Annotated in this window: 21 protein-coding genes; 19 read left to right on the forward strand and 2 right to left on the reverse strand. The window is 72.5% G+C overall.

What is annotated here, in order from left to right:
- Window positions 1-8: 8 nt before the first annotated feature.
- Together M1D46_RS05390 and M1D46_RS05395 are read left to right on the forward strand one after the other, a co-directional pair.
- Window positions 9-665, forward strand: a complete 657-nt coding sequence (locus M1D46_RS05390; protein ID WP_456286859.1) for a hypothetical protein — start codon at window positions 9-11, stop codon at window positions 663-665.
- Window positions 666-918: 253 nt separating this feature from the next.
- Window positions 919-1,332 carry a dehydrogenase gene (locus tag M1D46_RS05395; protein ID WP_324012509.1) on the forward strand — a complete coding sequence of 138 codons (414 nt, stop codon included), beginning with the start codon at window positions 919-921 and terminating at the stop codon, window positions 1,330-1,332.
- 22 nt (window positions 1,333-1,354) lie between these two features.
- Here M1D46_RS05395 and radA read toward each other — a convergent pair whose 3' ends face one another.
- Complete coding sequence (gene radA / locus M1D46_RS05400; protein WP_271173143.1) at window positions 1,355-2,713, reverse strand: DNA repair protein RadA; 1,359 nt, start codon at window positions 2,711-2,713, stop codon at window positions 1,355-1,357.
- A gap of 178 nt (window positions 2,714-2,891) precedes the next feature.
- Here radA and M1D46_RS05405 point away from each other — a divergent pair, with 178 nt between their 5' ends.
- The 14 genes from M1D46_RS05405 to M1D46_RS05470 all read left to right on the forward strand — a co-directional run bounded on the left by M1D46_RS05405 (window position 2,892) and on the right by M1D46_RS05470 (window position 19,188).
- Entirely contained in the window at window positions 2,892-4,541 is a 1,650-nt protein-coding gene (locus M1D46_RS05405; RefSeq protein ID WP_271173142.1) for a TIGR04028 family ABC transporter substrate-binding protein, read from the forward strand.
- 7 nt (window positions 4,542-4,548) lie between these two features.
- Window positions 4,549-5,511 (forward strand): ABC transporter permease, encoded by a 963-nt coding sequence (locus tag M1D46_RS05410; RefSeq protein ID WP_271173230.1) that lies wholly within the window; start codon window positions 4,549-4,551, stop codon window positions 5,509-5,511.
- Window positions 5,508-6,347, forward strand: a complete 840-nt coding sequence (locus M1D46_RS05415) for an ABC transporter permease (protein ID WP_271173141.1) — start codon at window positions 5,508-5,510, stop codon at window positions 6,345-6,347. The genes M1D46_RS05410 and M1D46_RS05415 overlap by 4 nt, the downstream gene beginning before the upstream one ends.
- Window positions 6,344-7,993, forward strand: a complete 1,650-nt coding sequence (locus M1D46_RS05420; RefSeq protein WP_455968953.1) for a dipeptide ABC transporter ATP-binding protein — start codon at window positions 6,344-6,346, stop codon at window positions 7,991-7,993. Before M1D46_RS05415 ends, M1D46_RS05420 begins: the two co-directional genes overlap by 4 nt.
- Complete coding sequence (locus M1D46_RS05425) at window positions 7,990-9,057, forward strand: putative FMN-dependent luciferase-like monooxygenase (RefSeq protein ID WP_456286860.1); 1,068 nt, start codon at window positions 7,990-7,992, stop codon at window positions 9,055-9,057. The genes M1D46_RS05420 and M1D46_RS05425 overlap by 4 nt, the downstream gene beginning before the upstream one ends.
- Window positions 9,054-9,656, forward strand: a complete 603-nt coding sequence (locus M1D46_RS05430; RefSeq protein WP_271173138.1) for a CMD domain protein — start codon at window positions 9,054-9,056, stop codon at window positions 9,654-9,656. The genes M1D46_RS05425 and M1D46_RS05430 overlap by 4 nt, the downstream gene beginning before the upstream one ends.
- Window positions 9,653-10,276, forward strand: coding sequence for an alkylhydroperoxidase domain protein (locus M1D46_RS05435; RefSeq protein ID WP_456286861.1), 624 nt, complete (start codon window positions 9,653-9,655; stop codon window positions 10,274-10,276). The genes M1D46_RS05430 and M1D46_RS05435 overlap by 4 nt, the downstream gene beginning before the upstream one ends.
- Window positions 10,273-10,920, forward strand: coding sequence for a VOC family protein (locus M1D46_RS05440; protein ID WP_456286862.1), 648 nt, complete (start codon window positions 10,273-10,275; stop codon window positions 10,918-10,920). Before M1D46_RS05435 ends, M1D46_RS05440 begins: the two co-directional genes overlap by 4 nt.
- 106 nt (window positions 10,921-11,026) lie before the next feature.
- Window positions 11,027-13,465, forward strand: coding sequence for a glycoside hydrolase family 2 protein (locus M1D46_RS05445; RefSeq protein WP_456286863.1), 2,439 nt, complete (start codon window positions 11,027-11,029; stop codon window positions 13,463-13,465).
- 200 nt (window positions 13,466-13,665) lie between these two features.
- Window positions 13,666-15,369: an ABC transporter substrate-binding protein gene (locus M1D46_RS05450; RefSeq protein WP_456286864.1), complete on the forward strand. Its 1,704-nt coding sequence runs from the start codon at window positions 13,666-13,668 to the stop codon at window positions 15,367-15,369.
- 40 nt (window positions 15,370-15,409) lie between these two features.
- Complete coding sequence (locus M1D46_RS05455; protein WP_456284641.1) at window positions 15,410-16,399, forward strand: ABC transporter permease; 990 nt, start codon at window positions 15,410-15,412, stop codon at window positions 16,397-16,399.
- 1 nt (window position 16,400) lies between these two features.
- Window positions 16,401-17,414, forward strand: a complete 1,014-nt coding sequence (locus M1D46_RS05460) for an ABC transporter permease (RefSeq protein WP_271173132.1) — start codon at window positions 16,401-16,403, stop codon at window positions 17,412-17,414.
- The gene (locus M1D46_RS05465; RefSeq protein WP_456286865.1) at window positions 17,411-18,298 is read left to right on the forward strand and encodes an ABC transporter ATP-binding protein; all 888 of its coding nucleotides are present in this window, start codon (window positions 17,411-17,413) and stop codon (window positions 18,296-18,298) included. The genes M1D46_RS05460 and M1D46_RS05465 overlap by 4 nt, the downstream gene beginning before the upstream one ends.
- Window positions 18,295-19,188, forward strand: a complete 894-nt coding sequence (locus M1D46_RS05470) for an ABC transporter ATP-binding protein (RefSeq protein ID WP_282978989.1) — start codon at window positions 18,295-18,297, stop codon at window positions 19,186-19,188. Before M1D46_RS05465 ends, M1D46_RS05470 begins: the two co-directional genes overlap by 4 nt.
- Before the next feature lie 74 nt (window positions 19,189-19,262).
- On the opposite strand, the gene M1D46_RS05475 is transcribed toward M1D46_RS05470, so the two are convergent.
- Entirely contained in the window at window positions 19,263-21,374 is a 2,112-nt protein-coding gene (locus M1D46_RS05475; RefSeq protein WP_456286866.1) for a glycoside hydrolase family 36 protein, read from the reverse strand.
- A 113-nt stretch (window positions 21,375-21,487) separates the two neighbouring features.
- Here M1D46_RS05475 and M1D46_RS05480 point away from each other — a divergent pair, with 113 nt between their 5' ends.
- The 3 genes from M1D46_RS05480 to M1D46_RS05490 all read left to right on the forward strand — a co-directional run bounded on the left by M1D46_RS05480 (window position 21,488) and on the right by M1D46_RS05490 (window position 25,962).
- Window positions 21,488-22,639 carry an ROK family protein gene (locus M1D46_RS05480; RefSeq protein ID WP_456286867.1) on the forward strand — a complete coding sequence of 384 codons (1,152 nt, stop codon included), beginning with the start codon at window positions 21,488-21,490 and terminating at the stop codon, window positions 22,637-22,639.
- Between the two features lie 79 nt (window positions 22,640-22,718).
- Complete coding sequence (locus M1D46_RS05485; RefSeq protein ID WP_456286868.1) at window positions 22,719-24,869, forward strand: alpha-galactosidase; 2,151 nt, start codon at window positions 22,719-22,721, stop codon at window positions 24,867-24,869.
- 52 nt (window positions 24,870-24,921) lie between these two features.
- Window positions 24,922-25,962: an alpha-hydroxy acid oxidase gene (locus M1D46_RS05490; protein WP_456286869.1), complete on the forward strand. Its 1,041-nt coding sequence runs from the start codon at window positions 24,922-24,924 to the stop codon at window positions 25,960-25,962.
- Window positions 25,963-25,996 lie beyond the last annotated feature (34 nt).

Below are 25,996 nucleotides of genomic sequence, written 5' to 3' on the forward strand. Positions count from 1 at the left end.
ATGCACCCGTGAGCCAGCGTCGCCGCCCCTCGAAGGCCGTCTACCGAAGGCGTCGTCTCATGGTGCTGCTGCTGGCCGTGCTCGTGATCGGCGGGATCGTCTGGCTCGCGATCGCGCAGCCCTGGCAGGCGCTCTTCGCGGGACCCGCGGCGACCCCCGCCCCCGCCTCGACGACCGAGGCGCCCGCCGCCGCGGCCGAGCCGAGCGAGGAGCCCACGCCGACGTCGACGCCCACGCCGACCGAGCCCGCGGCACCGGGGGAGTGCGACCCCGCGAAGCTCGAGGTCGTGGGGCTCGCCGACCAGGGCGAGTACGCGGCCGACCAGCAGCCCCGCTTCTCGATCGAGCTCACGAACACGGGCGACGTCGACTGCGTGCTCAACGTCGGCACCACCACGCAGCGCTTCACGGTGACGAGCGGCGCCGACACGTGGTGGACCTCGACCGACTGCCAGAGCGAGCCGAGCGACATGGAGGTCACGCTCGCCGCGGGCCAGACCGTGACGAGCGCCGAGCCGGTCGTGTGGGACCGCACGCGGTCGAGCGTCGACACGTGCGACAGCGACGCGCGGCCGGCCGCTCCGGGCGGCGGCGCGTCGTACCACCTCGAGGTCGAGATCGCCGGAGTGACGTCGAAGCAGACGACCCAGTTCCTGCTGCGCTGAGGGTCTCCGGCGGACACGCCCGAGGCGCGGTGTCCCCCGAAAGGGGGACATACAGGACGAAGCGCGCCGCGTAAAGTCGTACCTGACTCCGAAGATGATCCCAGAGCTGTCCCCAGCAGCTCGCCGCACATCGTGTCCCCAGCACGGCGGCATCGAATATCGGAGGGATCAGGGCCCCTCACCTCCCGGAACCCCGGAGGCGAGGGGCCCCTCATTTTCCCTCCTCGCGGCGCGGCTCCGTAGGGTGGAGGGCATGGCCTCCTCGAAGCGCAAGAAGTCCGTCGCGGCCGACCCCTCGGCGTTCCGCTCCGAGGCGCTCGCGCAGGCTCTCGAGAAGCAGGACATGGCGGCGGTCGCCCTCGCCCTCCGCAACGGCAACACCGTCGTGCCGCTGCTCTCGCCAGGGCCGAAGGACGACCCGCTCGACGGTGGCGAGGTGTGGACGTACCGCGACGCCAGCACGGGCCAGGTCGCGCTGCTGCTCTTCAGCGACGCCCGCCACAAGCCCGCGAACCTGCCGCCCGCGGTCGGCGTCTACTCGCCCGCCTGGCTGCGCGCGTTCCTCACGCAGCACCGCCGCACGATCACGTCGGTGTTCCTCGACATCGCGGGCCCGCACCCCATGCAGGCGACCCCCGACGACCTGCTCGCGGCTCTCGAGGCCTGAGCGGATGGCGCGGCGCGCCTGATCAGAAGTCGGCGAATCCCGTGTGCTGCGGGACGAGGTGCAGCGACCGCATGTCGTTGAGCGCCGACGTGAGCTTGCCCGAGCGGTCGTCGACCACGCGCGTGTAGCCGAGACGCGCCGCCTCGGCACGCCGCTGCGCGCCCTGCGTGACCGGGCGCACGTCGCCCGCGAGGCTGAGTTCGCCGACGGCGGCCACGTTGCGGGCGATCGCATGGTTCCGCACCGATCCGGCCACGGCGATCGCGATCGCGAGATCGGCGGCGGGCTCGGTGAACTTCACACCGCCGACGGTCGACACGTACACGTCGAGCTCGCTCGTCTTGATGCCGGCGCGGCGCTCGAGCACGGCGAGCACCATCGCCACGCGCGACGGATCGACGCCGTGCACCACGCGGCGCGGGTTGTTCGCCGACGTCGGGACCGTGAGCGCCTGCACCTCGACGGGAAGCGCCCGCCGCCCCTCGAGGGCGATCGAGATGCACGTGCCGGGCTCGGGGCTGCCCTGCGAGAGGAACAGCGCACTGGGATCGGGCACCTCGACGATGCCGTCGCCCGCCATCTCGAAGCAGCCGACCTCGTCGGCCGCGCCGAAGCGGTTCTTGAGCGCGCGGATGAACCGCAGGCTCGTCTGCCGGTCGCCCTCGAAGTGGCACACGACGTCGACGAGGTGCTCGAGGAGGCGCGGGCCGGCGACCTGGCCGTCCTTCGTGACGTGCCCGACGAGGATGACGGGGAGGTCGCGCTCCTTCGCGACGCGGATGAGCGTCGACGCGACCTCGCGCACCTGCCCCGGCATGCCCGCCGCGCCGTCGGACAGGGACGACGAGATCGTCTGCACCGAGTCGATGATGACGAGCGCGGGCTGGACCGCGTCGATGTGCCCGAGGATCCGCGCGAGATCGGTCTCGCTCGCGAGGAACAGCTCGTCGTGCAGCGCACGGGTCCGCTCGGCGCGCAGGCGCACCTGCCCGGGCGACTCCTCGGCACTCACGTAGAGCACGCGGCGCCCCTCGCGCGCCGACTGCGCCGCGACCTCGAGCAGCAGGGTCGACTTGCCGACGCCGGGCTCGCCGGAGAGCAGGATGGCCGCGCCCGGCACGATGCCGCCGCCGAGCACGCGATCGAACTCGCCGACGCCGCTCGCGCGGCGCGGCGTCTCGGCCGTGCTGATCGACGTGATCGGGCGCGCGGACGCGGTAGGGATCATCGGCGCGACGCGGCGGCCCGCGTCGGCGGGCGCCGCCGCCTCGGACACGGTGTTCCACTGCTGGCACTCGCCGCAGCGCCCGACCCACTTGGGGCTCGTCCAGCCGCACTCGCTGCAGACGTAGGCGGGCGGGGCGGGGCGCTTCGAGACCATGCTCCTCAGCGTACGAGGGGGCACCGACATCCGATCGACCGGCGCGTGCGGGAATCCCTACCGGATCGACAGACTTTACGCTGCATGAAGCGCGTCAGCGCCCATCGGCTCCGCCTGTGGTGGACTGGATCCATCGGCCCCCGAGCCGATGCCCTTGCCCTGTCCCGAGGAGACTCCCATGTCCCGATTCCCCCGCGCCGCGCTCGCCGCGGCATCCGTCGTCACGGCAGCAGCGCTTCTCGCCGGCTGCTCGGGCGGCACGGCCCCCACGGAGTCCGCCGGCTCTGGCGAGCCCCAGCAGGGCGGCACGCTCACGTACCTCGAGCCGCAGACGTGGCTCACCCTCTACCCGCCGGCCGGAGGCTTCTACCCCAACGGCGGCATCATCAACAACATCACCGACCGCCTGCTCTACCAGAACCCCGAGACGCTCGAGCTCGAGCCGTGGATCGCGGAGGACTGGGAGGTCAACGAGGACGCGACCGAGTACACCTTCACCCTGCGCGAGGGCGTGACGTACTCCGACGGGTCGCCGCTCGACGCCGAGAACGTCGTGCGCAACATCGACCTCTTCGGCAAGGGCGACCCCGACCGCGCCCTCACCGTGTCGGAGGCCATCAACAACTACGACCACGGAGAGGTCGTCGACGAGCGCACGGTGAAGTTCCACTTCACGGCGCCCTCGCCCGGCTTCGCGCAGGCGGTCTCGACGATCAACTCGGGCCTGCTCTCGAACGAGACGCTCGAGCGCACGGGCGAGGAGTTCGGCCCGGGCAACGCGACCGAGATCATCGGCAGCGGCCCGTTCGTCGTCGCCGACGAGGAGATCGGCACCGAGATCTCGCTCGAGGCGCGCGAGGACTACGACTGGGCGCCGCCGTCGCTCGAGCACCAGGGCCGCGCGTACCTCGACGGCATCGACTACCTCGTCGTGCCCGAGGACAGCGTGCGCGTCGGCACCGTGACGGCTCAGCAGGCGCACATCGCCCGTCAGATCGAGGCGCCCGACGAGCCCCAGTTCGCCGCCGACGGCCTCTCGCTGCACGCCGCCGCGACGAACGGCGTCAACAACGGCCTGAGCTTCCGCTTCCGCGACCCGCTCCTCGAGGACATCCGCGTGCGCCAGGCGCTCATCGCGGGCATCGACCGCGAGGAGATCGTCGAGACGCTCTTCACGGACAGCTACCCGCTCGCGACCGGCGCGCTCGCCGAGACCGCGCTCGGCTACACCGACACCTCGGAGTACTACGAGTACGACCCCGAGAAGGCCGCCGACCTGCTCGACGAGGCGGGCTGGGAGCTCGGCTCCGACGGCGTCCGCGAGAAGGACGGCGAGAAGCTCAGCCTCACGTTCAACGAGGCGCTCCCGCAGCCGCGCTCGAAGGAGGTCGTCACGCTCATCCAGCAGCAGCTGGGCGAGCTCGGCGTCGAGGTGAACCTCCTGCCGGGCGACCAGGCAGCGCAGGACGCCGCTCGCGGCGAGGTCGGCACGCTGCAGGTGTATCACTCGATGGTCGGCCGCGCCGACTTCGACGTCCTGAAGTCGCAGTACCACTCGGGCAACCGCAACACGCTGCTGAACGGCTACCCCGACGGCTCGGTCGGCGACGAGGAGCTCGACGCGCTCCTGCAGGAGATCGCCTCGAGCCCCACCGAGGAGGGCCGCGCCGAGGCGTCGGCCGCGGCGCAGCAGCGGATGGCCGAGCAGGCCTACATCCTGCCGATCTTCGAGGAGCCGCAGGTGTTCGGCTACGTCGACGCCGTGCAGGGCTTCCGCACCGAGTCGGTCGGGCGTCCGCTGTTCTACGACACGTGGCTCAGCAAGTAGTCCCTTGCTGACCTACGTCCTGCGACGCGCCGGGCAGGCGCTGCTGGTGCTCGTGCTCGCCTACACGGCGGCGTACGTGCTCCTCGCGGCCCTGCCCGGCGACGCCGTGCTCGCCCGGTACGGCAACCCCGATCTCGGCCTCACGCCCGAGCAACTCGAGCAGATCCGCGCCGCGTACGGCGTGGACCGCCCGCTCGTCGTGCGCTACCTCGAGTCGGCCGCGGGCTTCCTGCGCGGCGACTTCGGCTTCTCGGTGCAGAGCGGCGCCGCCGTGTCCGACCTCATCGCCGTGAACCTGCCCGCGACGCTGACCCTCGCGGTGCTCGGGCTCGGCGCGGCGATCTTCCTCGCCGTCACGATCGCGTTCACGGCGACGTACGGCGGATGGCGGTGGCTGCGTCGCGCGTTCCGCTCGATTCCGCCGTTCTTCGTCTCGCTGCCGGTCTTCTGGGTGGGCATCATCCTCATCCAGATCTTCTCGTTCCAGCTCCGGCTGATCCCCGCGATCGGCGCCGACCCCGTCCAGTCGCTCATCCTGCCTGTCGCGACCCTCGCCATCCCGATCGCCGCGCCCCTCGCGCAGGTGCTCATGCGCAGCATCGACGAGGTGCGCGAGCGCCCGTTCGTGGCGGTGGTCCGCGCACGCGGGGCGAGCACGTCGTGGCTGCTCTGGCGCAACGTCGCCCGCAACGCGCTCCTGCCGACCCTCACGATGGCGGGCCTGCTGTTCGGCGAGCTCGTCGGCGGCGCGGTCGTCACCGAGACCGTGTTCGCCCGCAACGGCATCGGCCAGATCACGGCGCAGGCCGTCGCGAACCGCGACACCCCCGTCCTCCTCGCGGTCGTCGTCATCTCGACGGTCACGTTCGTCGTCATCAACCTCGTCGTCGACCTGCTGTACCCCGTGCTCGATGCGCGGCTGCGCACGCGCGCGTCGGCGCGCCCCGCGCGGAAGGGAGCCGTCCGATGACCGCCATCGCCCCCGGCCGCGCGCGCCGCGGCCTCGGCCGGTCGCTCGCGCGCCCCGGCTTCATCATCCCCGTCGTCGTCCTCGTCGTCGCGCTCGCCTGGGCGATCGCGCCCGGCCTCTTCACCGGCATCAGCCCGACCGACACCGTCGCGCCGTCGCTGCAGGCGCCGAGCGCCGCGCACTGGTTCGGCACCGACGCCACGGGGCGGGATGTCTTCGCGCGCGTCGTGCACGGCGCCTCCCAGTCGATCAGCGGCGCGCTCATCGCGGTGCTCGTCGGCCTCGTCGTCGGCACCGCCCTCGGCGTCACCGCCGGCGCGACCGGCGGCGTCGTCGACGAGGTGCTCATGCGCATCGTCGACGTGCTGCTCGCCATCCCCGCGCTCCTGCTCTCGCTCAGCGTCGTCATCCTGCTCGGCTTCGGCACGACGAACGCCGCGATCGCCGTCGGCGTGACCTCGATCGCCGTGTTCGCGCGCCTCGCGCGGTCGGAGGTCGTGAGCGTGCGCGTGAGCGAGTTCGTCGAGGCCGCGTACGGCTCGGGCGGGACCTTCCTCAGCGTGCTGTGGCGGCACATCCTGCCCAACTCGCTCACGCCCGTGATCGCCCTCGCCGCGCTGCAGCTCGGCTCGGCCATCCTGCAGATCTCGACCCTCGGCTTCCTCGGGTACGGCGCCCCGCCGCCCACGCCCGAATGGGGTCTCCTCATCGCAGAGGGCCGCGACTACGTCGCGACCGCGTGGTGGCTGACCGTCCTGCCCGGCGCCGTCGTCGTCGCGGTCGTGCTCGCGACGAACCGGCTGAGCCAGGCCATCCGAGGAGGCGAGCCGGCATGACCGAACCGCTGCTGTCCATCCGCGACCTCGCCGTGCAGTACCGCACGGCGCACGGCCCGGTCGACGCCGTCCGCGGCGTCTCGTTCGACGTCGAGGCCGGCAAGGTCACGGCCCTCGTCGGCGAGTCGGGCTCGGGCAAGACGACCGTCGCGCAGTCGGTGATCGGCCTGCTCGCCTCGAACGGGCACGTCTCGCGCGGGAGCATCCGCCTCGCCGAGCGGTCGGAGGGCCCCACCGAGCTCGTCGGGCTGAGCGAGCGTCGGTGGCGCCATCTCCGCGGCCGCTGCATCGGGCTCATCCCGCAGGACCCGGGCAACTCGCTCAACCCCGTCGCGACGATCGGCGCCAGCGTCGGCGAGGCGCTGCGGATCCACGGCTGGCGCGATCGCCGCAAGATCGAGGCGCGCGTGCTCGACCTGCTCGAGCGCGTCGACATCGACGATCCCGAGACGCGTGCGCGCCAGTACCCGCACGAGCTGTCGGGCGGGATGCGCCAGCGCGTGCTCATCGCCGCCGCGCTCGCGCTCGAGCCCGAGCTCGTGATCGCCGACGAGCCGACGAGCGCGCTCGACGTGACCGTTCAGCGCACCGTCCTCGACCTCCTCGACCGTCTCCGCGAGGAGACCGGAACGGGCATCCTCTTCATCACGCACGACCTCGCCGTCGCGGCCGACCGCTCCGACGACATCGTCGTCATGCGCGGGGGAGAGGTGCAGGAGGAGGGGCCGTCGGCGGCCGTGCTCACGGCGCCGCAGTCGCCGTACACGCGCACGCTGCTCGCCGACGCGCCGTCGCTCGCGCAGGTCGTCGAGCGCACGCCGCCCGCGGTCGACCCCGGAGCGCGTCCGCTCGTCGAGGTGACCGGTCTCCGCCAGGAGTTCGCCCGCGGGGCGGGGCGGGCGCCGCTCGTCGCCGTCGACGACGTGTCGTTCGCGATCCCGAAGGGGACGACGCACGCGCTCGTCGGCGAGTCCGGGTCGGGCAAGACGACCACGGGGCGCAGCATCGCCGGCTTCAACCGCCCGACCGCGGGGACCATCCGCGTGGGCGACGTGGATGTGACCGCGCTGCGGTCGGCGCGGGAGTTCCGCCGCACCACCCAGCTCGTCTACCAGAACCCGTACGGCTCGCTCGATCCGCGCCAGACGATCGCGAGCATCCTCGCCGAGCCGCTCGAGAACTTCGGCCTGGGCGACCGGGCGGAGCGCGCGGACCGCGTCGCGCACCACCTCGAGCTCGTCTCGCTCGCGCCGGAGATCGGACGCCGCCGGCCGCGCGAGCTCTCGGGCGGGCAGCGGCAGCGCATCGCGATCGCCAGGGCGCTCATCCTCGAGCCGGAGCTCGTCGTGCTCGACGAGGCCGTCTCGGCGCTCGATGTGACGGTGCAGGCGCAGATCCTGCGCCTGCTCGCGCGCCTGCAGAGCGAGCTCGGGCTCACCTACGTCTTCATCTCGCACGACCTCGCTGTCGTGCGGCAGATCGCCGACACCGTGTCGGTGCTGCAGCGGGGCCGGCAGGTCGAGCACGGCACGGCCCAGCAGGTGTTCGACGACCCGCAGGACCCGTACACACGGCAGCTGCTCGCCGCGATCCCCGGGACGACGTTCCGCGAGGCCGACGGGCACGCGCAGGAGGGAGCACGATGACCGGACCGCGTCTGGGATTCTTCTCGCGCCTTCTCGAGGAGGCGCCGGCGGCGGACCGCTATCGGTTCGCGCTCGAGCAGATCGCGCAGGCCGAGGAGTCCGGCTTCGCGTCGGCGTGGATCGCGCAGCACCACTTCGGCGAGCACGAGGGCGGGCTCCCATCGCCGTTCGTTCTCCTCGCGGCGGCGGCCGAGCGCACGACGCGCATCGGCCTCGGCACGGCCGTCCTCACCCTGCCGATCGACGACCCGGTGCGCGCCGCCGAGGACGCGGCCGTGCTCGACCGCCTGAGCGACGGGCGCGTGCAGCTCGGCGTCGCCTCGGGCGGCACTCCGTCGTCGTTCGCCGCGTTCGGGCAGGATGCCGCGCGCCGTCGCGAGATCTTCGCCGACCACTTCGCGGTCTTCCTCGATGCGCTCGAGGGGCGCGGCATCCGCGGCACCGCGTCGCGCATGTACCCCGACGGCGGCGATCTCGCGCGGCGCCTGTGGCAGGCGACGTTCTCGGTCGACGGAGGGCGCCGTGCCGGCGAGCGCGGCGACGGACTCATGCTCTCGCGCACGCAGCCGCGCACCGAGGGAGCGGCCGACGAGCCCCTGCACACGGTGCAGCTGCCGATCATCGAGGCGTACCGAGACGCGCTTCCCGACGGCGCGCCCGCGCGCGTCCTCGCGTCGCGCACGGCGGTCGTCGTCGACCCCGAGAACCGCACGCGCGTGCTCGAGCTCGCTCAGGATGGGCTGCGCCGGCTCGCCGAGACCATGTTCGGCCTCGACGCCGATCGGCTCGGGATCGACGAGCTCGTGCGCATCACCGACACCCACATCGGCACGGTCGACGAGGTCGTCGCGACGCTCGCGGCCGACGAGGCGATCTCCGCCGCGACCGATGTGTCGTTCCAGGTGCACTCGGTCGCGGCGCCCCACGAGCTCACGCTCCGCTCCCTCGAGCTGCTGGCGACCGAGGTCGCCCCGCGGCTCGGGTACGCGACCGGCGCCGACGCGGCGTCGTCGCTGCGCACCGCGCACCATCCGCTCGTCCCCGCAACCGAAGGAGCCTCATGAGCCAGAACGCGGACATCATCGATCTGCTCGCGGGCGTCGCCCCGGGCAGCGCGCTGTCGGCCATCCGAGACCAGCGCCCCCAGGCGCGCGAGAACGCGCAGCGCAGCTTCGAGGCGCTCCTCGAGCCCGCCGACCCCGGCACGTTCCCGCTCTCGGAGCGCTACGCGGTCGCCGCCTTCGTCGCCCGCCTGCACGGCTTCGACGCCGCGACCGACTTCTACGCCGATGTGCTCGGCGACGAGGCGCCCGAGCTCGTCGCGCCGGTCGACGCGGCCGCCGCGAGCGGCGCGACGACGGGTCCGTACGGGGTCTACCGCGAGCCCGGTCTCGCCGGCGAGAGCCGCGAGGGGCTCGTCTGGACGGCCGACGCCGGCGCACTCGGCGAGCGGCTCGCCGCCGCGCTCACGCACGCGCACCTGCTCGTCTTCCGCCCGCGCGAGGCGCGGCCGGAGGCGCTCCAGGCGCTCGTCGACGCGGGCTGGAGCGCAGACGACATCGTCACGCTCTCGCAGCTCGTCGCCTTCCTGTCCTTCCAGCTCCGCGCGGCCTGGGGCCTGCGCGTCCTGGCCGCCCACCCCGCAGAAGGGAGCGTCGCATGAGCGAGCTCGTCACCCCGTACCCCGACCTCGTCCGCCCCGAGGCGTTCACGCAGCAGGGCCTCGGCTGGGTGCCGTGGCTCCTGCCCGTCGCCGAGGACGAGCTGACCGACGCGCAGCGTGAGGCGCTCATCGAGCCGGCGCGCGCGAAGATGCCGTACTTCCGGCTGCTCGCGCGCGATCCCGAGGCGCTCAGGGCCCGCACGCTGACCGACCTCGACATCTTCTTCAACGTCTCGAGCGGCGTCGGCCGAGCCGAGCGCGAGCTCGCGGCGGCCGCCACGTCGCGGCACAACGGCTGCGTGTTCTGCGCGCACGTGCACGCGGCAGCGGCGACGCGCGAGTCGGGTCGGGAGGACGACGTGCAGCGCCTCCTCGACGAGGGTGTCGGCGCCGACCTCGGCGACGACACCTGGAACGCGATCGTCGCGTCGTCGGTCGCGCTCGCCGAGACGCCGCTCGCGTTCGACGGCGACGACGTCGCCCGCCTCCGCGAGGCCGGCCTCGACGACGCCGAGATCGTCGACGTGATCAACGGCGCCGCGTTCTTCAACTGGGCGAACCGGCTCATGCTGTCGCTCGGCGAGCCCGAGGTGCCGGCCCGACGTCGCGGCGGCGCATGAGCATCCCGCGGCTCCTCGACCACGTCGTGATCGCAGGACCCGATCTCGACGCGCTCGTGCGGTGGTTCGCGCAGGAGACCGGGGTGAGCGCCGCGCCCGGTGGCGTGCACCCCACGGGCACCGCGAACGCGCTCGTCGCGCTCACGGTCGCCGGAGAGCGCGGCCCGCAGTACATCGAGCTCATCGGCCCCGACCCCGATCGGAAGGACGCCGCGCTCCCGACGAAGTTCGGCATCGCGGGCCTCACCGCGCCGAGCGTGCAGACGTACGCCGTGCACCCCGACGACCTCGACGCGACGGTCGCCGCGGCGCGCGAGCGGGGGTACGACCCGGGCCCGATCGAGCCGCTGTCGCGGCGCACACCCGACGGGGAGCTCCTCGAATGGCGCCTCACGCGCGGCGAGGACGTCCGGCTGGACGTGCCGTTCCTCATCGACTGGGGCGCGACCGCGCAGCCCGGACTGTCGGCCATCCCCGCGATCGAGCTCGTCTCGCTCGTGCGCGTCGAGCCCGACCCCACGCCCCTGCGCCGTGAGCTCGACGCCCTCGGCCTGGGCGACGGCGTCGCGGAGGTCGAGGAGGGCGCTCCCGCCGGCTACCGCCTCACGCTGCGCCGCGACGACGGGCGCGTGGTCGTTCTGTAGCGGGTCGTCCGCCGGGTTTCCCTCTCGCGCTGTACGCCATAGTTTGTAAGACTATGGAACTAAGTACAGCGCTCCGCCGAGTGGGCGCCCGAGGCGAAGGAGCTGCATGACCGTCATCCCGCTGTCCGAATCCTGGACCGTGACCGCCCTCTCCGGCCCCGCGCCCGAGGGCGTCGCCGGCCGGGCCATCCCCGCGACCGTTCCGGGGTCGGTGCACCTCGATCTGCTGCGCGCGGGTCTCATCGACGAGCCGTTCGACGGCGACAATGAGACGACGCAGCAGTGGATCGGCGATGTCGACTGGCGCTTCGAGACGACGTTCCGATGGCATGAGGACGGCTCGGAGCGCCGCGACCTCGTCGCCGAGGGGCTCGACACGCTCGCGACGATCACGCTCAACGGTGTCGAGATCGGCCGCACCGAGAACCAGCACCGCAGCTACCGCTTCGACATCGGCGCCGCGCTCGTCGAGGGCGAGAACGCGCTCCGGATCGACTTCGACGCGCCCGTGCCCGCCGCGCACGAGCGCTCGGAGCGGCACGGGGCGCGCCCGCACGTGAACCACCATCCCTACAACGCGCTGCGCAAGATGGGCAGCAGCTTCGGGTGGGACTGGGGCATCGACGTCGCGGCGTCGGGCATCTGGAAGCCGATCCGGATCGAGACGTGGTCGACCGCGCGCATCGCGTCCGTGCGCCCGCTCGTCGACGTCGAGGGCACGACCGGCGTGCTCGAGGCTCACGTCGCGATCGAGCGGGCCGACGGTCTCCGCCGCGGCCCGCTGCGGGTCGAGGTCGAGATCGCCGACCGCGTCGAGCAGGTCGAGGTCGCGCCGGGGGAGAGCTCCGCACGCGTCCGCGTCGAGGTGCCCGACGCCGACCTGTGGTGGCCCCGCGGCCACGGCGCGCAGCCGCTCTACGACGTCGCCGTGCGCCTCGCGGATGTCGACGCGTGGCAGGGGCGGGTCGGCTTCCGCACCGTGCACGTCGACATCGCTCCCGATGAGGACGGCAGCCCGTTCGCCCTCCACGTGAACGGCCGGCTCATCCACGTGCGCGGCGCGAACTGGATCCCCGATCACGCGTTTCTCACCGAGGTCGACCGGGACCGGTACGCGCGCCGCATCGCCGACGCCACCGAGGCCAACATGAACCTCCTGCGCGTGTGGGGCGGCGGGATATACGAGTCCGACGACTTCTACGACCTCTGCGACGAGCAGGGCGTGCTCGTCTGGCAGGACTTCCTCCTCGCGTGCGCCGCGTACGCCGAGGAGGAGTGGCTCTCGCGCGAGATCGAGGCCGAGGCGCGCGAGGCCATCACGCGCCTCTCGCCCCATCCGTCGCTCGTCATCTGGAACGGCAACAACGAGAACATCGTCGCCTACGCCGACTGGGGGTGGCGCTCGAAGCTCGGCGGACTCACGTGGGGCGAGGCGTACTACCGCCGGATGTTCCCCGCGCTCCTCGCGGAGCTCGACCCGACGCGCTTCTACTCCGCGGGCAGCCCGTACTCGTTCTCGTCGTACCTCAGTCCGAACCTCGACCAGTACGGCACCGTGCACATCTGGGACGTGTGGAACACCAAGGACTACGCCGCATACCGCGAGTGGAAGCCGCGCTTCGTCGCCGAGTTCGGGTTCCAGGGGCCGCCCGCGTGGACGACCCTGACCGATGTCGTGCACGACGCGCCGCTCGACCCCCAGGGGGAGCAGATGCTCGTGCACCAGAAGGCGTGGCAGGGCAACATCAACCTCGAGCGCGGGTACGGGCCGCACCTGCCGGCCCCGAAGACGATCGACGACTGGCACTGGGCGACGCAGCTGAACCAGGCGGCGGCGCTGCGGTTCGGCATCTCGTACTTCCGGTCGCTCTCGCCGTACAACACCGGGACGATCGTGTGGCAGCTGAACGACGACTGGCCCGTCATCTCGTGGGCCGCCGTCGACTTCGCCGAGCGGCGCAAGCCGCTCTGGTACGCGCTCAAGGCCGTGTACGCGCCGCGGTTCGCCACGATCCAGCCGGCCGAAGACGGGCTCGCGGCGGTGCTCCTCAACGACGCCGACGAGGCGTGGAGCGGCGACCTCGTCGTGCGCCGGCTCGCGTTCGACGGCACCGTGCGGGCCGAGGCGGTCATCGCCGCCGAGGTCGAGGCGCGCGGTGCCGCCACGGTCGCCCTGCCGGCCGAGGTCGCGGCAGCGGACGACCCGACCGGCGAGGTGCTCGTCGTCGACGCGCCCGGCTTCGGGCGCGCGCTGCACGACTTCGCCGAGGTGGTCGAGCAGTCGCTCGATCGCGCGCCGCTCGAGGTGCGCGCCGAGCGGGCGGATGGCGCGGTGCGGGTGCGCGTGACGGCGCGCTCGTACGTGCGCGACGTCTTCCTCCTGGCCGATCGCGGCCACCGCGATGCCGCCGTCGACACGGGGCTCGTGAGCCTGCTCCCCGGCGAGGAGCACGTGTTCACCGTGACCGGAGCGCCCGAGGACGTCGACCCGTCGGCGTTCACCGCTCCGCTCGTCCTCCGGCACGCGGGAGACCTCAGGGCCTGACACCGCGCCATCCCTCGCCCGCCCACGCCGCAGCTCTGCGGCGTGGGCGGGCTCTTTGTTCCGTTCGTTACGAAACGCCCTTGACCGAGTTCGTTTCAGTGCGTAACAATGGTCGCAACGGGAGCCCGCCTCCCGGAACCCTGGTCTCCAGGGCTCGTCGACGCCGACGGCCTCCGCCGCGGCGTGAGGAAAGGACAACGATGTTTCTTCGCACAGCACGCGGACGCCGCGCCTCCCTGGCGCTCGCCGCAGGGGCCGCCGCCCTCGGCCTCGCCCTCACCGCCTGCGCGCCCTCGGGCGGCGCCTCGGGCTCCAACGGCGGCTCCGGCTCCGCCGACACCCTCGTCGCCTACACCGGTCAGTCCGGCGACTACCAGATCAACTTCAACCCGTTCTCGCCCTCGAAGATCGGCGGCCTCGGTACGATCTACGAATCCCTGTTCTTCGTCACCAACGCGAACACGAACGACTACGTGCCGCTGCTCGCGACCGAGTACGCCTGGAACGAGGACGGCACGCAGCTCGACATCACCCTCCGCGACGGCGTGACCTGGACCGACGGCGAGGCGTTCGACGCCGACGACGTCGTCTTCACCTTCGAGCTCATCCGCGACAACCCGGCGCTCAACACGGGCGGCTTCAACGGCGAGGTCACCAAGGTCGACGCGACGCACGTCTCGATCGCCTTCCCCGAGCCCGCGTTCGTCACCGGCCCGGAGGTGCTCGGCAAGACCTTCATCGTGCCCGAGCACCTGTGGGGCGACGTCGACCCCACGACCGACGTCATGGCCGAGCCGGTCGGCACGGGGCCGTACGTCCTCGGCGAGTTCAAGCCGCAGGCGTTCACGCTCTCGGCCAACGAGGACTACTGGGGCGGCGCTCCCGCCGTGAAGAACGTCCGCTACCTGTCGCTGTCGGGCAACACGGCCGGCGCCGACGCGCTCGCCGCGGGCACGATCGACTGGCAGACGGGCCCCGTGCCCGACATCGAGAACGTGTCGGAGAACTACCCCGGCTACGAGGCGATCACGGTGCCCATGAACCAGATGGCGCTCCTGTCGTGCTCGAACGCCGACCTCGGCTGCGAGGGCCCGCAGACCGACCCGGCCGTCCGTCAGGCGATCTACTACGCCATGGATCGCGACCAGCTCAACGCCCTCGCGTTCCAGGGCACGGCGAGCGAGATGTCGCCGACGTTCGCCCTGCTGCCCGCGCAGGAGCAGTTCATCTCGGCGGAGATCGAGGAGAAGGTCGCGCCCGCGAAGGCCGACCTCGACAAGGTCGACGAGATCCTCACCGGCGCCGGCTACGAGAAGGGCTCGGACGGCATCTACGCGAAGGACGGCGTCAAGCTCGAGCTCACCGTCGAGGTCGTGACGGGCTGGACCGACTACATCACGGCGATCGACACGATGTCGCAGCAGCTGAAGGCGGCCGGCATCGGCCTCTCGGCCTCGCAGTCCTCGTGGAACGAGTGGACCGACAAGAAGAGCAAGGGCACGTACCAGCTCGCGATCGACTCGCTCGGCCAGGGCGCGGTGAGCGACCCGTACTACCTGTACAACAACTTCCTCTCGTCGGCGAACACCGCCGAGGTCGGCCAGGCGGCTCCCGTCAACGTGGCGCGCTTCAGCGACCCGGCCGTCGACGAGGCGCTCGCCGTCCTCAAGCGCACGAACCCGGACGACACCGCGGCGCGGCAGGAGCAGTTCGACGTCATCCAGGCGGCGATCGTCGAGGAAATGCCCTACATCCCGATCCTGACCGGCGGCACGACGAGCGAGTACAACGTCGAGAAGTTCAGCGGATGGCCGACCGAGGACGACCTGTACGCGTTCCCGGCCGTGTGGGCATCGCCCGACAACGCCGAGGTCTTCAAGGCCCTCGAGCCGACGGGCAAGTGACCGTGGCCGAGGAGGAGTTCGAGACGGGAGGCGCGACCTCATGAGCTATTTCCTGCGCAAGCTGGGCTTCTACCTCGTCGCCCTGTGGGCGGCGCTGACGCTCAACTTCCTCATCCCGAGGCTGCTCCCGGGCAACCCCGTCGACATCCTGCTCGCCAAGCTCCAGCAGCGCGGCGGCACGGTGACGGCGGAGACCCGGGCGGCCTACGAGCTCCTCCTCGGCGGCAACACGTCGGAGCCGCTCATCGTGCAGTACGGGAGCTACCTCGTGAACGTGCTGCGCGGCGACCTCGGCCTGTCGGTGACCTACTTCCCGGCGCCGGTCACGGAGGTCATCGGGCAGTCCCTGCCGTGGACGATCGCCCTCATCGGCATCGCGACGGTGCTCTCGTTCGTCATCGGCGTCGGCCTCGGCGCCCTCGTCGGGTGGAAGCCCGGCACGTGGCTCGACTCCCTCGTGCCGGCGACCACCCTGCTGGCCGCGGTGCCCTACTTCTGGCTCGCGCTCATCCTCGTCTACTTCTTCGCGACCCTGCTCGGGATGTTCCCCTCGCAGGGCGGGTACGACGTGGCGCTCAACCCGGGGTGGAGCGCCGAGTTCATCGGCTCGGCCATCTACTACGGCTTCCTGCCGGCGCTGACGATCGTCATCGCCTCGCTGGGCGGATGGCTGCTGGGCATGCGCAACATGATGGTCTCGACCCTCTCGGAGGACTACATCCTCACCGCCCACGCGAAGGGTCTGCCGGCGTCGCGCATCCTGCGCAGCTACGCGGCGCGCAACGCCGTGCTGCCGTCGATCGCGGGCTTCGCGATCTCGCTCGGGTTCGTCGTCGGCGGGTCCGTCGTCACCGAGCAGGTGTTCTCGTACCCCGGGATCGGTTCGAAGCTCCTGTCGGCGGTCACGAACAACGACTACGCGCTCATGCAGGGGCTGTTCCTCTTCATCACCCTCGCGGTGCTCGGCGCGAACCTCGTCGTGGACCTGTTCTACGGCCTCATCGACCCCCGCACGCGGGCCCGGAGCTGACATGACCAACATCGCCCCCAGGACAGAGCCCTCCGTCGCCGAGGCGACCGAGGCGATCGTCTCGCGCACCGCGCGCGAGCAGCGTGCCGACCGCGTGCGCCGCTCGCGCTCGGCGCTGCGGCAGATGCTCCCCACGATGACGCCCTGGCTCGCGCTCGGGCTCGCGCTCATCGGCGGCATCACCCTGTTCGGCCTCATCGCCCCCTTCTTCGTGGGCGACCCGAGCGCCATCCGCGACATCGGGCTCACGCCGCCATCCGCGGAGTTCCTCCTCGGCACGACCCAGACCGGCCAGGACGTCTTCGCCCAGCTCGCGATCGCGACGCGCGGGTCGCTCGAGATCGGCCTCATCGTCGGCGTGCTCGCGACCGTGCTGTCGGCCTTCTTCGGCATCCTCGGCGCGTACATCGGCGGCTTCGCCGACGAGGCCTTCTCGCTCTTCTCGAACGTGTTCCTCGTCATCCCGGGCCTCCCGCTCGTGATCGTCATCTCGGGCTTCGTGCCCGCCGAGGCGCGCGGCCTCTGGACGATCGCGGTCGTCCTCGCCGTGACGAGCTGGGCAGGGTCGGCGCGCGTCCTGCGGGCCCAGACCCTGTCCATCCGCAGTCGCGACTACGTCGCGGCGTCGAAGGTCGCCGGCGAGCGGGCGTGGCGCGTGATCGCGGTCGAGATCCTCCCGAACCTCCTGCCCGTGCTCGCGTCGCAGTTCGTCTTCGCCGTCATCGCGGCGATCCTCGGCGAGGCCGGCCTGTCGTTCCTCGGCCTCGGCGCCTCGAACTCGTCGACGCTCGGCACCATGCTCTTCTACGCGCAGAACGGGTTCGCCCTGCCGCTGGGCGCATGGTGGTGGTTCGTCCCGCCGGGCCTCGTCATCGCGCTGTTCGGGATGGGCCTGTCGCTCGTGAACTTCTCGATCGACGAGATCATCAACCCCAAGCTCAAGAACGTGCGCCTCCACGCGCGTCGCGAGCGTCGCGCGCGCCGTGAGGCCCGCAGGAAGGAGCGTGCGGCATGAGCGCGACGACAGCGCGCCGTCCCGTCCTCACCATCGACGACCTCTCGGTCGTGTACGAGGTGGAGCAGCCCGTGACAGCCGTGAAGGGCGCGTCGTTCGAGCTCGCAGCAGGGGAGATCCTCGGCCTCGCGGGCGAGTCGGGCTGCGGCAAGACGACCCTCGCCTACGCCGTGAACCGGCTGCACAAGCCGCCGGCCCGCATCGCGAGCGGCAGCATCGTGTTCCACGACCGCGAGGGCGGCGACGTCGACCTGCTCGCCCTTGCCGACGACGAGCTGCGCGCCTTCCGCTGGTCGAAGCTCTCCATGGTGTTCCAGGGCGCGATGAACGCGCTCAACCCGGTCATCAGCATCCGCGCGCAGCTCGAGGACGTGCTCGTCGCGCACCGACCGCGGATGTCGAAGGCCGAGCGGCGCGAGCGCGCGGCGGATGTCCTGCGCCGCGTGGGCGTGGATCCGTCGCGCCTGACGTCGTTCCCGCACGAGCTCTCCGGCGGCATGCGCCAGCGCGTCATGATCGCGATGGCGATGATCCTCGAGCCCCAGGTCATGATCATGGACGAGCCCACGACGGCGCTCGACGTCGTCGTGCAGCGCGACATCCTCCGCGAGATCGTGCGCCTGCGCGACGAGCTGGGCTTCGCGGTGATCTTCATCACGCACGACCTGCCGCTGCTGCTCGAGATCAGCGACCGCATCGCGGTCATGCTGCGCGGGGAGATCGTCGAGCTGCGCGCGGCCGACGAGATGTACCGCGATCCTCACCACGAGTACACGAGGAAGCTCCTCGGCTCGTTCCCCAGCCTCAGCGGGTCGCGCGGGGCGTTCATCCGATCGGGCGTCGACGAGTCGCCGGTCGCCGACGGAGCGGAGGCTCGAGCATGACCACGGTGCGCGTCACGGACCTCGTGAAGGAGTTCAGCGTGCGGGAGGGCCTGCGCCGCAGGCGGTTCCGCGCGGTCGACCGGGTCTCGTTCGAGCTCGTGCCCGGACGCACGGTCGCGCTCGTGGGCGAGTCGGGGTCGGGCAAGTCGACGATCGCGCGGATCCTCTCGAAGCTCGAGCACCCGACGTCGGGCGAGATCGACGTGCGGCAGGCGGATGGCCGACCGGTCGCCCCGGCCGAGTACCGGCGCCACGTGCAGATGGTCTTCCAGGATCCGTTCGCGTCGCTCAACCCGTTCCACTCGATCGAGCACCACATCGCGCGGCCGCTGCGGATCCACCGGCGCACGCGCGGCGCCGACGAGACGCACGAGCGCGTGATCGAGATGCTCGAGCGCGTGAACCTCGATGCGTCGTTCGCATCGCGTCGCCCGCACGAGCTCTCGGGCGGGCAGCGGCAGCGTGTGGCGATCGCGCGGGCGCTGGCCCCCGGGGCGCAGGTCGTGCTCGCCGACGAGCCGGTGTCGATGCTCGACGTGTCGATCCGGCTCGGGGTGCTGAACCTCCTCGGCCGGCTGCAGCGCGAGGACGACCTCGCGGTGCTCTACATCACGCATGACCTCGCGACCGCACGGCACTTCTCCGACGAGATCCTCGTGCTGTACAAGGGGCGCGTCGTGGAGCGCGGCCCGGCCGACGCGGTCATCCTCGACCCGCAGCACGACTACACGCGCCTGCTCGCGATGGCCGCGCCCGACCCCGAGCGGGTGGGCAAGGTCGTGAGCGGCGAGGCGGCGCCCGACCGGGCGAAGCTCGACAACTCCGTGTGCTTCAACCACTTCACGGGCGAGTGGGAGGGCGCGCGCACCGCTCCCGCCAACGCGGCCTGACAGACCCTGCATGTCTCGTTTTCCCTGGCTTTCCCGACCGGATGGCCGCGGGAAGCGAGACATGCAGAGGGGTGCTACGCGATCCAGACCTCGAGGACGCGCGCGGAGGGCTCGGACGTCGGGGCCGTCATCTCGAGAACGCCGGTCTCGGCATCCCAGCTCCACGACCATCCGCCCTCGCTCGACGGGAAGAACGGCGCGACCTCGAGGGCGCGTCCGCGCGCCCAGGGCAGCGACAGCCGTGCCGACGCGTCGCCGCGCCGCCGCCACACCGAGACGTAGGCGTGGCCGTCGAGCGCGAGGCCGAGGGAGACCCAGTCGTCCTCCCACGCCGGGAGGCCGAGCGGCCAGATCGGCCGCCGCGACCGGATGTCACCGAGCACGGCCTTGTGCGCCGCGACCGCATCGCGGACCGCCGCGCGCTCGTGCGGGGCCATCCGGTTGAGGTAGCCCGACAGGTACATGCGGCCGAGCACTCCGTTCACCAGCGCGAACGTGCGCTCCTCATCGGTCATCCCGGTCTGCGGATAGGCCCAGTTGCCGGCCTGCTCGGGGAGGATGGATGCGGGCGCCGCCGCGGCGATCGACGCGTACGCCACGGGGTCCTGCTGGTCGGAGGTCGACTGCAGGTGGAGGCGCGAGAGCATCGCGTAGTCCATCCGCATGGCGCCCGACGCGCAGTTCTCGATGAGGAGATCCGGATGGCGCGCCTGCACGCCGTCGATCCAGTCGAGAACGGCGCGCGCGTGCTCGAGCAGCCCGTGCCCGGGCGCGAGGCCGTCGCGGTCGGTGCCGGGGCCGGTCATCGTGTTCTCGTCCATCTTGATGAACGCGACGCCGTATTCCCCGACGAGGCGGTCGACGACCGCGTCGAGGTGCGCGCGGGCGGCGGGGTGCCGCAGATCGAGCAGGTGCCGCCCGTGCTCGGCGATGCGCACGCCGCCGCGCGAGAAGAACGCGGCGTCGGGCAGCGTCTGCGCGAGCGGCGACCGCACGCCGATCACCTCGGGCTCGAGCCACAGACCGGGGGTCATCCCGCGCGAGCGGATGTACGCGGTCGCCTCGCCGATGCCGCCCGGGAAGCGCGCGGTCGACGGCTCCCACGCGCCGACGCCGTCCCACCAGTGCCCGTCGGCGTACCAGCCGGCGTCGATGCAGAACGTGTCGGCTCCGGCCTCGGCCGCGGCGTCGATGAGCGGCAGGAGCTTCTCGGTCGTCGGGTCGCCCATGAGCGTGTTCATGTAGTCGTTGAAGACGAGGGGCAGCGCATCGTCGGCGTCGCGCGGGCGGCGGATGGCGCGGCGCTGGTCCGTGAGCGCCTGCAGCGCCGCCTCCACGCCGCCCTCGGCGACCGCGATCGACACCGCTGCGGAGGTGAACGTCTCCCCGTCGCGCAGCCGCACGGACCACTGGTGCTCCTGGTCCGTCGGGCCGGACAGCAGCAGGTAGGCGCCGTGCCCGTTCTCGCCGAGCTCGGCGACCCACGGCCCGTTGTGCTCGATCTGCCACGCGAGCGCGTAGTCGCCGCGCGCGGACGCGATGACCCCCGTGGGCGCCTTCTCGCCGCTCGACCACGACCCGTGGTTGCCGAGCGCGAGGCGCGTGCGGGGCGGCTGGTGGTTGTGCGCGGCGCGGCCCACGTCGACAAGGCCCGCCTCGCGCAGCGGCTGCACGCGCCACCTGCTCTCGGCGATCCAGTCGCTGTCGGCGTGCGCGACGACGATGTCGTCGACGGATGCCGTGCGCGCGTCGGCGAGGAACGAGCCGGTCGCGAAGCTCGACACGAAGTCGACGACGAGGTCGCCGTCGACCGCGACCTCGGTCCACGCCCGCAGCGCCGGTGCGGACGCATGCGCCGCGAGCACGCTCGTGACGCGGAGCCCTCGCGACGCGTCCTCCTGGCGCACGCGCAGCTCGCGCCATCCGTCCTGCTCCGACTCCTCGTGGCCGACGTAGCGCAGCGCGCGCCCGATCACGGTGTCGACGTGACGGAAGCTGCCGGGGAACCGGCCGTGGCCGAACGCCGACAGCTCGACGAGAGGCTGCTCGCCGTGCCCCTCGGGCAGCACGGGAGCGGGCGCCGGAGACCCGGATGGCCGGATCGCGAGCACCGAGACGGGCCCGTCCTCGGGCAGGGCGAGGGCGACGTGGACGCGCTCGGCGCGCCAGTGCAGGGTCTCGGGCACGACGGATCCTCCGTGATCTCGGGTGGCGCGGCGGGGCGCGGCCGCGTGTGTACTGTGATCTTTCCAGCGCGGGTGGCCGAGCACAAGCGAGTATGTTCAGAAGGGTGACAAACATGGACATCGAGGACACGGCGCTCGCGGGCGGCGAGATCGGCGAGATGTCGCCGGCGATGCGGGCGGCGCTTCTCGAGGTGCTCATCCACGGCGAGCTCCCGCGCGCGGAGATCGCGCGCCGCCTCCACCTCTCCCGCGCGAGTCTCACCCGCATCACGCGCTCCCTCGTCGACGCCGGTCTGCTCACCGAGGGCGGCACGCGCCTCATGGCGCAGACGGGGCGTCCGTCCGAGATGCTGCATCTGCGCGCGTCGGCACGCCACTTCCTCGGGATCAAGCTCACCGGCGACACGCTCTACGCGGTCGTCACCGACCTCTCGGCGTCCGCCGTCGAGAGCACCGAGCGTCCGCTCGCGTCGCGCGAGCCCGCGGATGTCGTCGCCGAGATCGCCGACGTGGCGCGCGGATATGCGGCGGACTACCCGACGCTGACGTCGGTGGGGATCGCGATCGCGGGCCGCGTGAGCCAGGGTGCGGACGGGGCGCTCGTCGAGCGGTCGTTCTTCCTCGACTGGACCGACGTGCCGCTCGGGGCGCTCGTGCGCGACGCGACCGGGCTTCCGTGCGCCGTGGAGAACGACGTGCAGGCGCTCACGGCGACCGAGCACTGGTTCGGGGCGGGGGCGGGCATCGAGGACATGGTGCTCATCACGGTCGGCGCGGGTATCGGCTGCGGGCTCGTCGTGAACGGCCGGCCGGTCGACGGCGCGCACAATCGCGCGGGCCAGATCAGCCACCTCATCGTCGACGAGGCCGGGCCGCGGTGCGGCCTCGGTCACCGCGGCTGCGCGTCGAGCCTGCTCGTGAACAGCGCGATCGTGAACGCCTACCGGCGCCCGGGTGTCGAGTACGAGGGCGTCGTCGAGGCCGCGCGCGCGGGCGACGAGCTCGCGCTCGCGGCGTTCGCCGACGCGGGTCGCGCGCTCGGCGTCATGATCGCGACGGTGGCGAGCCTCGTCGACCCCCAGAAGGTCGTCGTCACAGGAGACGGCATCGCCGTGGTCGAGCTCGCGGGCGACGCCCTGCGCGCAGCGCTCGACGAGCGGCTCGACAAGGACGCCGCTCCGGTCGATCTCGACGTGCGGAGGTGGGACTTCTCGGAGTGGGCGCGCGCGGGGGCCGGGCTGGCCATCCGCGCACTTCTCACATGAGCGTTTGTTTCAGCATTTGACAAAGTGATCGCCGCGCGGGAACCTGGTCTCTGACGATGCCGTCGAGACGGAGGCCCGCATGACCATCACCTCAGCTCCCGTGAGCGCACCCCCGCGCACGACCACGCTGTTCCGCGCCGCGGGCGCGGCGCTCATCGTGGCGTTCCGCGGCGAGGATCTCCCCGAGGTCCTCCACTGGGGCGCGGATCCGGGAGCGGTGGACGAGGCCGCGCTCGCCGCGCTGGACGCGGCGTCCGCCCGCCAGGTCACGGCGAGCGCGCTCGACGAGGCGTGGCCGCTCACGGTGCTCCCGACCGAGCGCGACGGATGGCAGGGGCGCCCGGGCATCGCGGGCACGGTCGACGGCGCGCCGCTCCTGCCGGGGTGGCGCGTGGAGTCGGTCGAGAGCGATGACCGCGGCTTCGGCCTGCGGGCACGGGCGGACGGCCTCGTGCTCGAGAGCGCCCTGCGGTTCGACGCCGCGGGCATCCTGCGCGTCGACCACCGCGTCGAGAACGCGGGCGACGCCGTCGTCCACCTGTCGGCCCTCGATGCGACGCTGCCGGTTCCCGCGCGAGCGAGCGAGCTGCTCGACCTCGCCGGCCGCTGGACGCGCGAGCGCTCGCCGCAGCGCCGGCCGGTCGCCATGGGCTCGCATGCCCGTGACTCGCGGCGCGGGCGGACCGGGCATGACGCCCCGACGCTGACCGTCGTGGGGACGCCCGGCTTCGGCGACCGCACGGGCGAGGCGTGGGCCGTGCACCTGGCCTGGAGCGGCGACGCGGTGTACCGCACCGACCGCCTCGCCGAGGGGCGGAACGTGCTCGGAGCGGGCGAGCTGCTCCGCACGGGCGAGATCGTGCTCTCGGCGGGCGAGGCGTTCGCCGCGCCGACGGCCTGGTTCGCGTGGAGCGACCGCGGGCTCGACGGGATCTCCTCGCGCTTCCACCGCTCCCTGCGCGCGCGCCCCGGCCATCCGCGCACGCCGCGACCGGTCGTGCTCAACACGTGGGAGGCGGTCTACTTCGACCACGAGCTCGAGCCGCTCATCGCACTCGCGGATGCCGCTGCCGAGGTCGGCGTCGAGCGGTTCGTCCTCGATGACGGCTGGTTCCTGGCTCGGCGCAGCGACGGCGCGGGGCTCGGCGACTGGGCCGTCGATCCGGCCGTCTGGCCCGAGGGTCTGCACGCGCTCGTCGACCACGTGCGCGCTCGCGGCATGGGCTTCGGGCTGTGGGTCGAGCCCGAGATGGTCAACCCCGATTCCGATCTCGCTCGCGCGCACCCCGAGTGGGTGCTCGCGCCATCCGATCGCGCGACGCGCACCTGGCGTCACCAGCACGTGCTCGACGTCGCGCGCCCCGAGGTGGCCGAGTGGCTGCTCGCGACCCTCGGGGCCCTCCTCGACGAGTACCCGATCGAGTACCTCAAGTGGGATCACAACCGCGATCTGCTCGAGGCCGTGCACGCGGGGCGCGCGGGCGTCGACGCGCAGACGCGCGCGGTCTACGCGCTCCTCGACGAGCTGCGCCGCCGCCATCCGCACGTCGAGATCGAGTCGTGCTCGTCGGGCGGCGCGCGCGTCGACCTCGGCATCCTCGAGCGGACCGATCGCGTGTGGGCGTCGGACACGAACGACCCGCTGGAGCGCACGCGCATCCAGCGCTGGACCGAGCTGCTCCTGCCGCCCGAGCTCATCGGCAGCCACGTCGGCCCGACGCAGGCGCACACGACCGACCGCGTCACCGACCTGCGGTTCCGGATCGCGACGACGCTCTTCGCCTCGGCGGGCATCGAGACCGACATCACGCGCTTCACGGCCGACGAGCGCGCGCAGCTCGCCGAGTGGATCGCGGAGTACAAGCGCCTCCGCTCCCTCATGCACACGGGCGAGCTGCTGCACGACGCCGTCGCCGACGAGGGGGCCGCGCTCACGGGGGTCGTGTCGGAGGACCGCGCGCACGCGCTCTACCGCCTCACCCGCGAGGCGACGGGGGAGTGGGCCGTGCCGCCCGCGCTGCGCCTCGCGGGTCTCGAGCCGTCGCGGACCTATCGCGTCGAGGTCGTCCGCGCGCTCACGACGGGCCACCTGCTCGACATGCGGCCGGTGCCGTGGATCGCGGAGGGCTCGGTGACGCTGCCGGGCTCGCTGCTGTCGACGGTCGGCGTGCGCACGCCGCTGCTCGCCCCCGCGTCGGCGCTCGTGCTCGAGGCGACCGCGGTCGCGTGAGGCGCGCGGGAGGGAGAGCGGGTGGAGCGCGCGTCGCGGGTACGGTGAGCGGATGACCCGTGCGGAGATCGAGCGGCTGCGCGAGCGCGCGCGGGCGCTGCTGCCCGCGCACGTGTTCGACTACGTCGCGGCGACGGCGGATGGCTCGAGTGAGGCCGAGGCGGACCGCTGGGATGCCGTGCGGTTCCGTCCGGCCGCCCTGCGTGGCGAGCTGGACGCTCAGGTCGCGACGACCGTTCTCGGAACGCCGGTCGACCATCCGATCCTCCTCGCGCCGATGGCGCAGCAGGTCGCGGCGCATCCCGACGGCGAGATCGAGATGGCGCGCGCGGCCGCGGCGTCGGGCACCCTGATCGGCGTCTCGACGAACACAGCGATCCCGTTCGCGCGCATCGCCGAGCAGGGGGCGCCGTGGTGGTTCCAGACGTATCTGCTCGCCGAGCCCGCTCTGACCTGGGCGCTCGCCGAGCGCGCGGCGGAGGCCGGGGCCGCGGCGGTCCTGCTCACCGTCGAGCTCACGGCGCTGCGCGTCGAGCCGCACGTCGAGCCGGTGAACTGGCCCGATGGGCCGGCTCGCGCACGGCTCGCCAACCTCACGGCCGACGAGCGCGCCCTGCTCGGCGACCGCCCGGCGCGCAATCCGGGCCTCGATGACATCGCCCGACTGCGCGACGTGACCGGCCTGCCGGTCGTCGTGAAGGGCGTGCTGCGTGGCGACGACGCGCGTCGTGCCGTCGACGCTGGCGCGGCGGGCGTCGTCGTCTCGACGCACGGGCACCGGCGACTCGCCGGCTCGATCTCGGCGGTCGACGCGCTCGGCGAGGTGGTCGAAGCGGTCGGCGCGGACGCCGAGGTGTCCGTCGACAGCGGCATCCGCGACGGGCGTCACGTGCTGGCGGCCCTGGCTCTCGGTGCACGGGCCGTCTTCGTCGGGCGTCCCGCCTGGTGGGCGCTCGCGGCGGACGGGGCGGATGGCGTCGCGCGGCTGCTCGACGGGATGGCCGACGAGCTGCGGCTCGCGCTGCTCCAGGCCGGGGTAGCGACGGGCGCCGAGGCCAGCGCGGCGCGACTCGCCCGGGTGACGGGATGGTGAACGCTCGATTCGCGTCTGGGGCGCAGTTGTCCTA

The organism is Microbacterium sp. JZ70 (genome assembly GCF_053903225.1).

Excerpts from the sequence above, each read along its gene's own strand:
- M1D46_RS05395 (WP_324012509.1), top strand. The coding sequence starts at position 919 with ATGGCCTCCTCGAAGCGCAAGAAGTCCGTCGCGGCCGACCCCTCGGCG.
- radA (WP_271173143.1), bottom strand. The coding sequence starts at position 2,713 with ATGGTCTCGAAGCGCCCCGCCCCGCCCGCCTACGTCTGCAGCGAGTGC.
- M1D46_RS05405 (WP_271173142.1), top strand. The coding sequence starts at position 2,892 with ATGTCCCGATTCCCCCGCGCCGCGCTCGCCGCGGCATCCGTCGTCACG.
- M1D46_RS05415 (WP_271173141.1), top strand. The coding sequence starts at position 5,508 with ATGACCGCCATCGCCCCCGGCCGCGCGCGCCGCGGCCTCGGCCGGTCG.
- M1D46_RS05420 (WP_455968953.1), top strand. The coding sequence starts at position 6,344 with ATGACCGAACCGCTGCTGTCCATCCGCGACCTCGCCGTGCAGTACCGC.
- M1D46_RS05425 (WP_456286860.1), top strand. The coding sequence starts at position 7,990 with ATGACCGGACCGCGTCTGGGATTCTTCTCGCGCCTTCTCGAGGAGGCG.
- M1D46_RS05430 (WP_271173138.1), top strand. The coding sequence starts at position 9,054 with ATGAGCCAGAACGCGGACATCATCGATCTGCTCGCGGGCGTCGCCCCG.
- M1D46_RS05435 (WP_456286861.1), top strand. The coding sequence starts at position 9,653 with ATGAGCGAGCTCGTCACCCCGTACCCCGACCTCGTCCGCCCCGAGGCG.
- M1D46_RS05440 (WP_456286862.1), top strand. The coding sequence starts at position 10,273 with ATGAGCATCCCGCGGCTCCTCGACCACGTCGTGATCGCAGGACCCGAT.
- M1D46_RS05445 (WP_456286863.1), top strand. The coding sequence starts at position 11,027 with ATGACCGTCATCCCGCTGTCCGAATCCTGGACCGTGACCGCCCTCTCC.
- M1D46_RS05450 (WP_456286864.1), top strand. The coding sequence starts at position 13,666 with ATGTTTCTTCGCACAGCACGCGGACGCCGCGCCTCCCTGGCGCTCGCC.
- M1D46_RS05455 (WP_456284641.1), top strand. The coding sequence starts at position 15,410 with ATGAGCTATTTCCTGCGCAAGCTGGGCTTCTACCTCGTCGCCCTGTGG.
- M1D46_RS05460 (WP_271173132.1), top strand. The coding sequence starts at position 16,401 with ATGACCAACATCGCCCCCAGGACAGAGCCCTCCGTCGCCGAGGCGACC.
- M1D46_RS05465 (WP_456286865.1), top strand. The coding sequence starts at position 17,411 with ATGAGCGCGACGACAGCGCGCCGTCCCGTCCTCACCATCGACGACCTC.
- M1D46_RS05470 (WP_282978989.1), top strand. The coding sequence starts at position 18,295 with ATGACCACGGTGCGCGTCACGGACCTCGTGAAGGAGTTCAGCGTGCGG.
- M1D46_RS05480 (WP_456286867.1), top strand. The coding sequence starts at position 21,488 with ATGGACATCGAGGACACGGCGCTCGCGGGCGGCGAGATCGGCGAGATG.
- M1D46_RS05485 (WP_456286868.1), top strand. The coding sequence starts at position 22,719 with ATGACCATCACCTCAGCTCCCGTGAGCGCACCCCCGCGCACGACCACG.
- M1D46_RS05490 (WP_456286869.1), top strand. The coding sequence starts at position 24,922 with ATGACCCGTGCGGAGATCGAGCGGCTGCGCGAGCGCGCGCGGGCGCTG.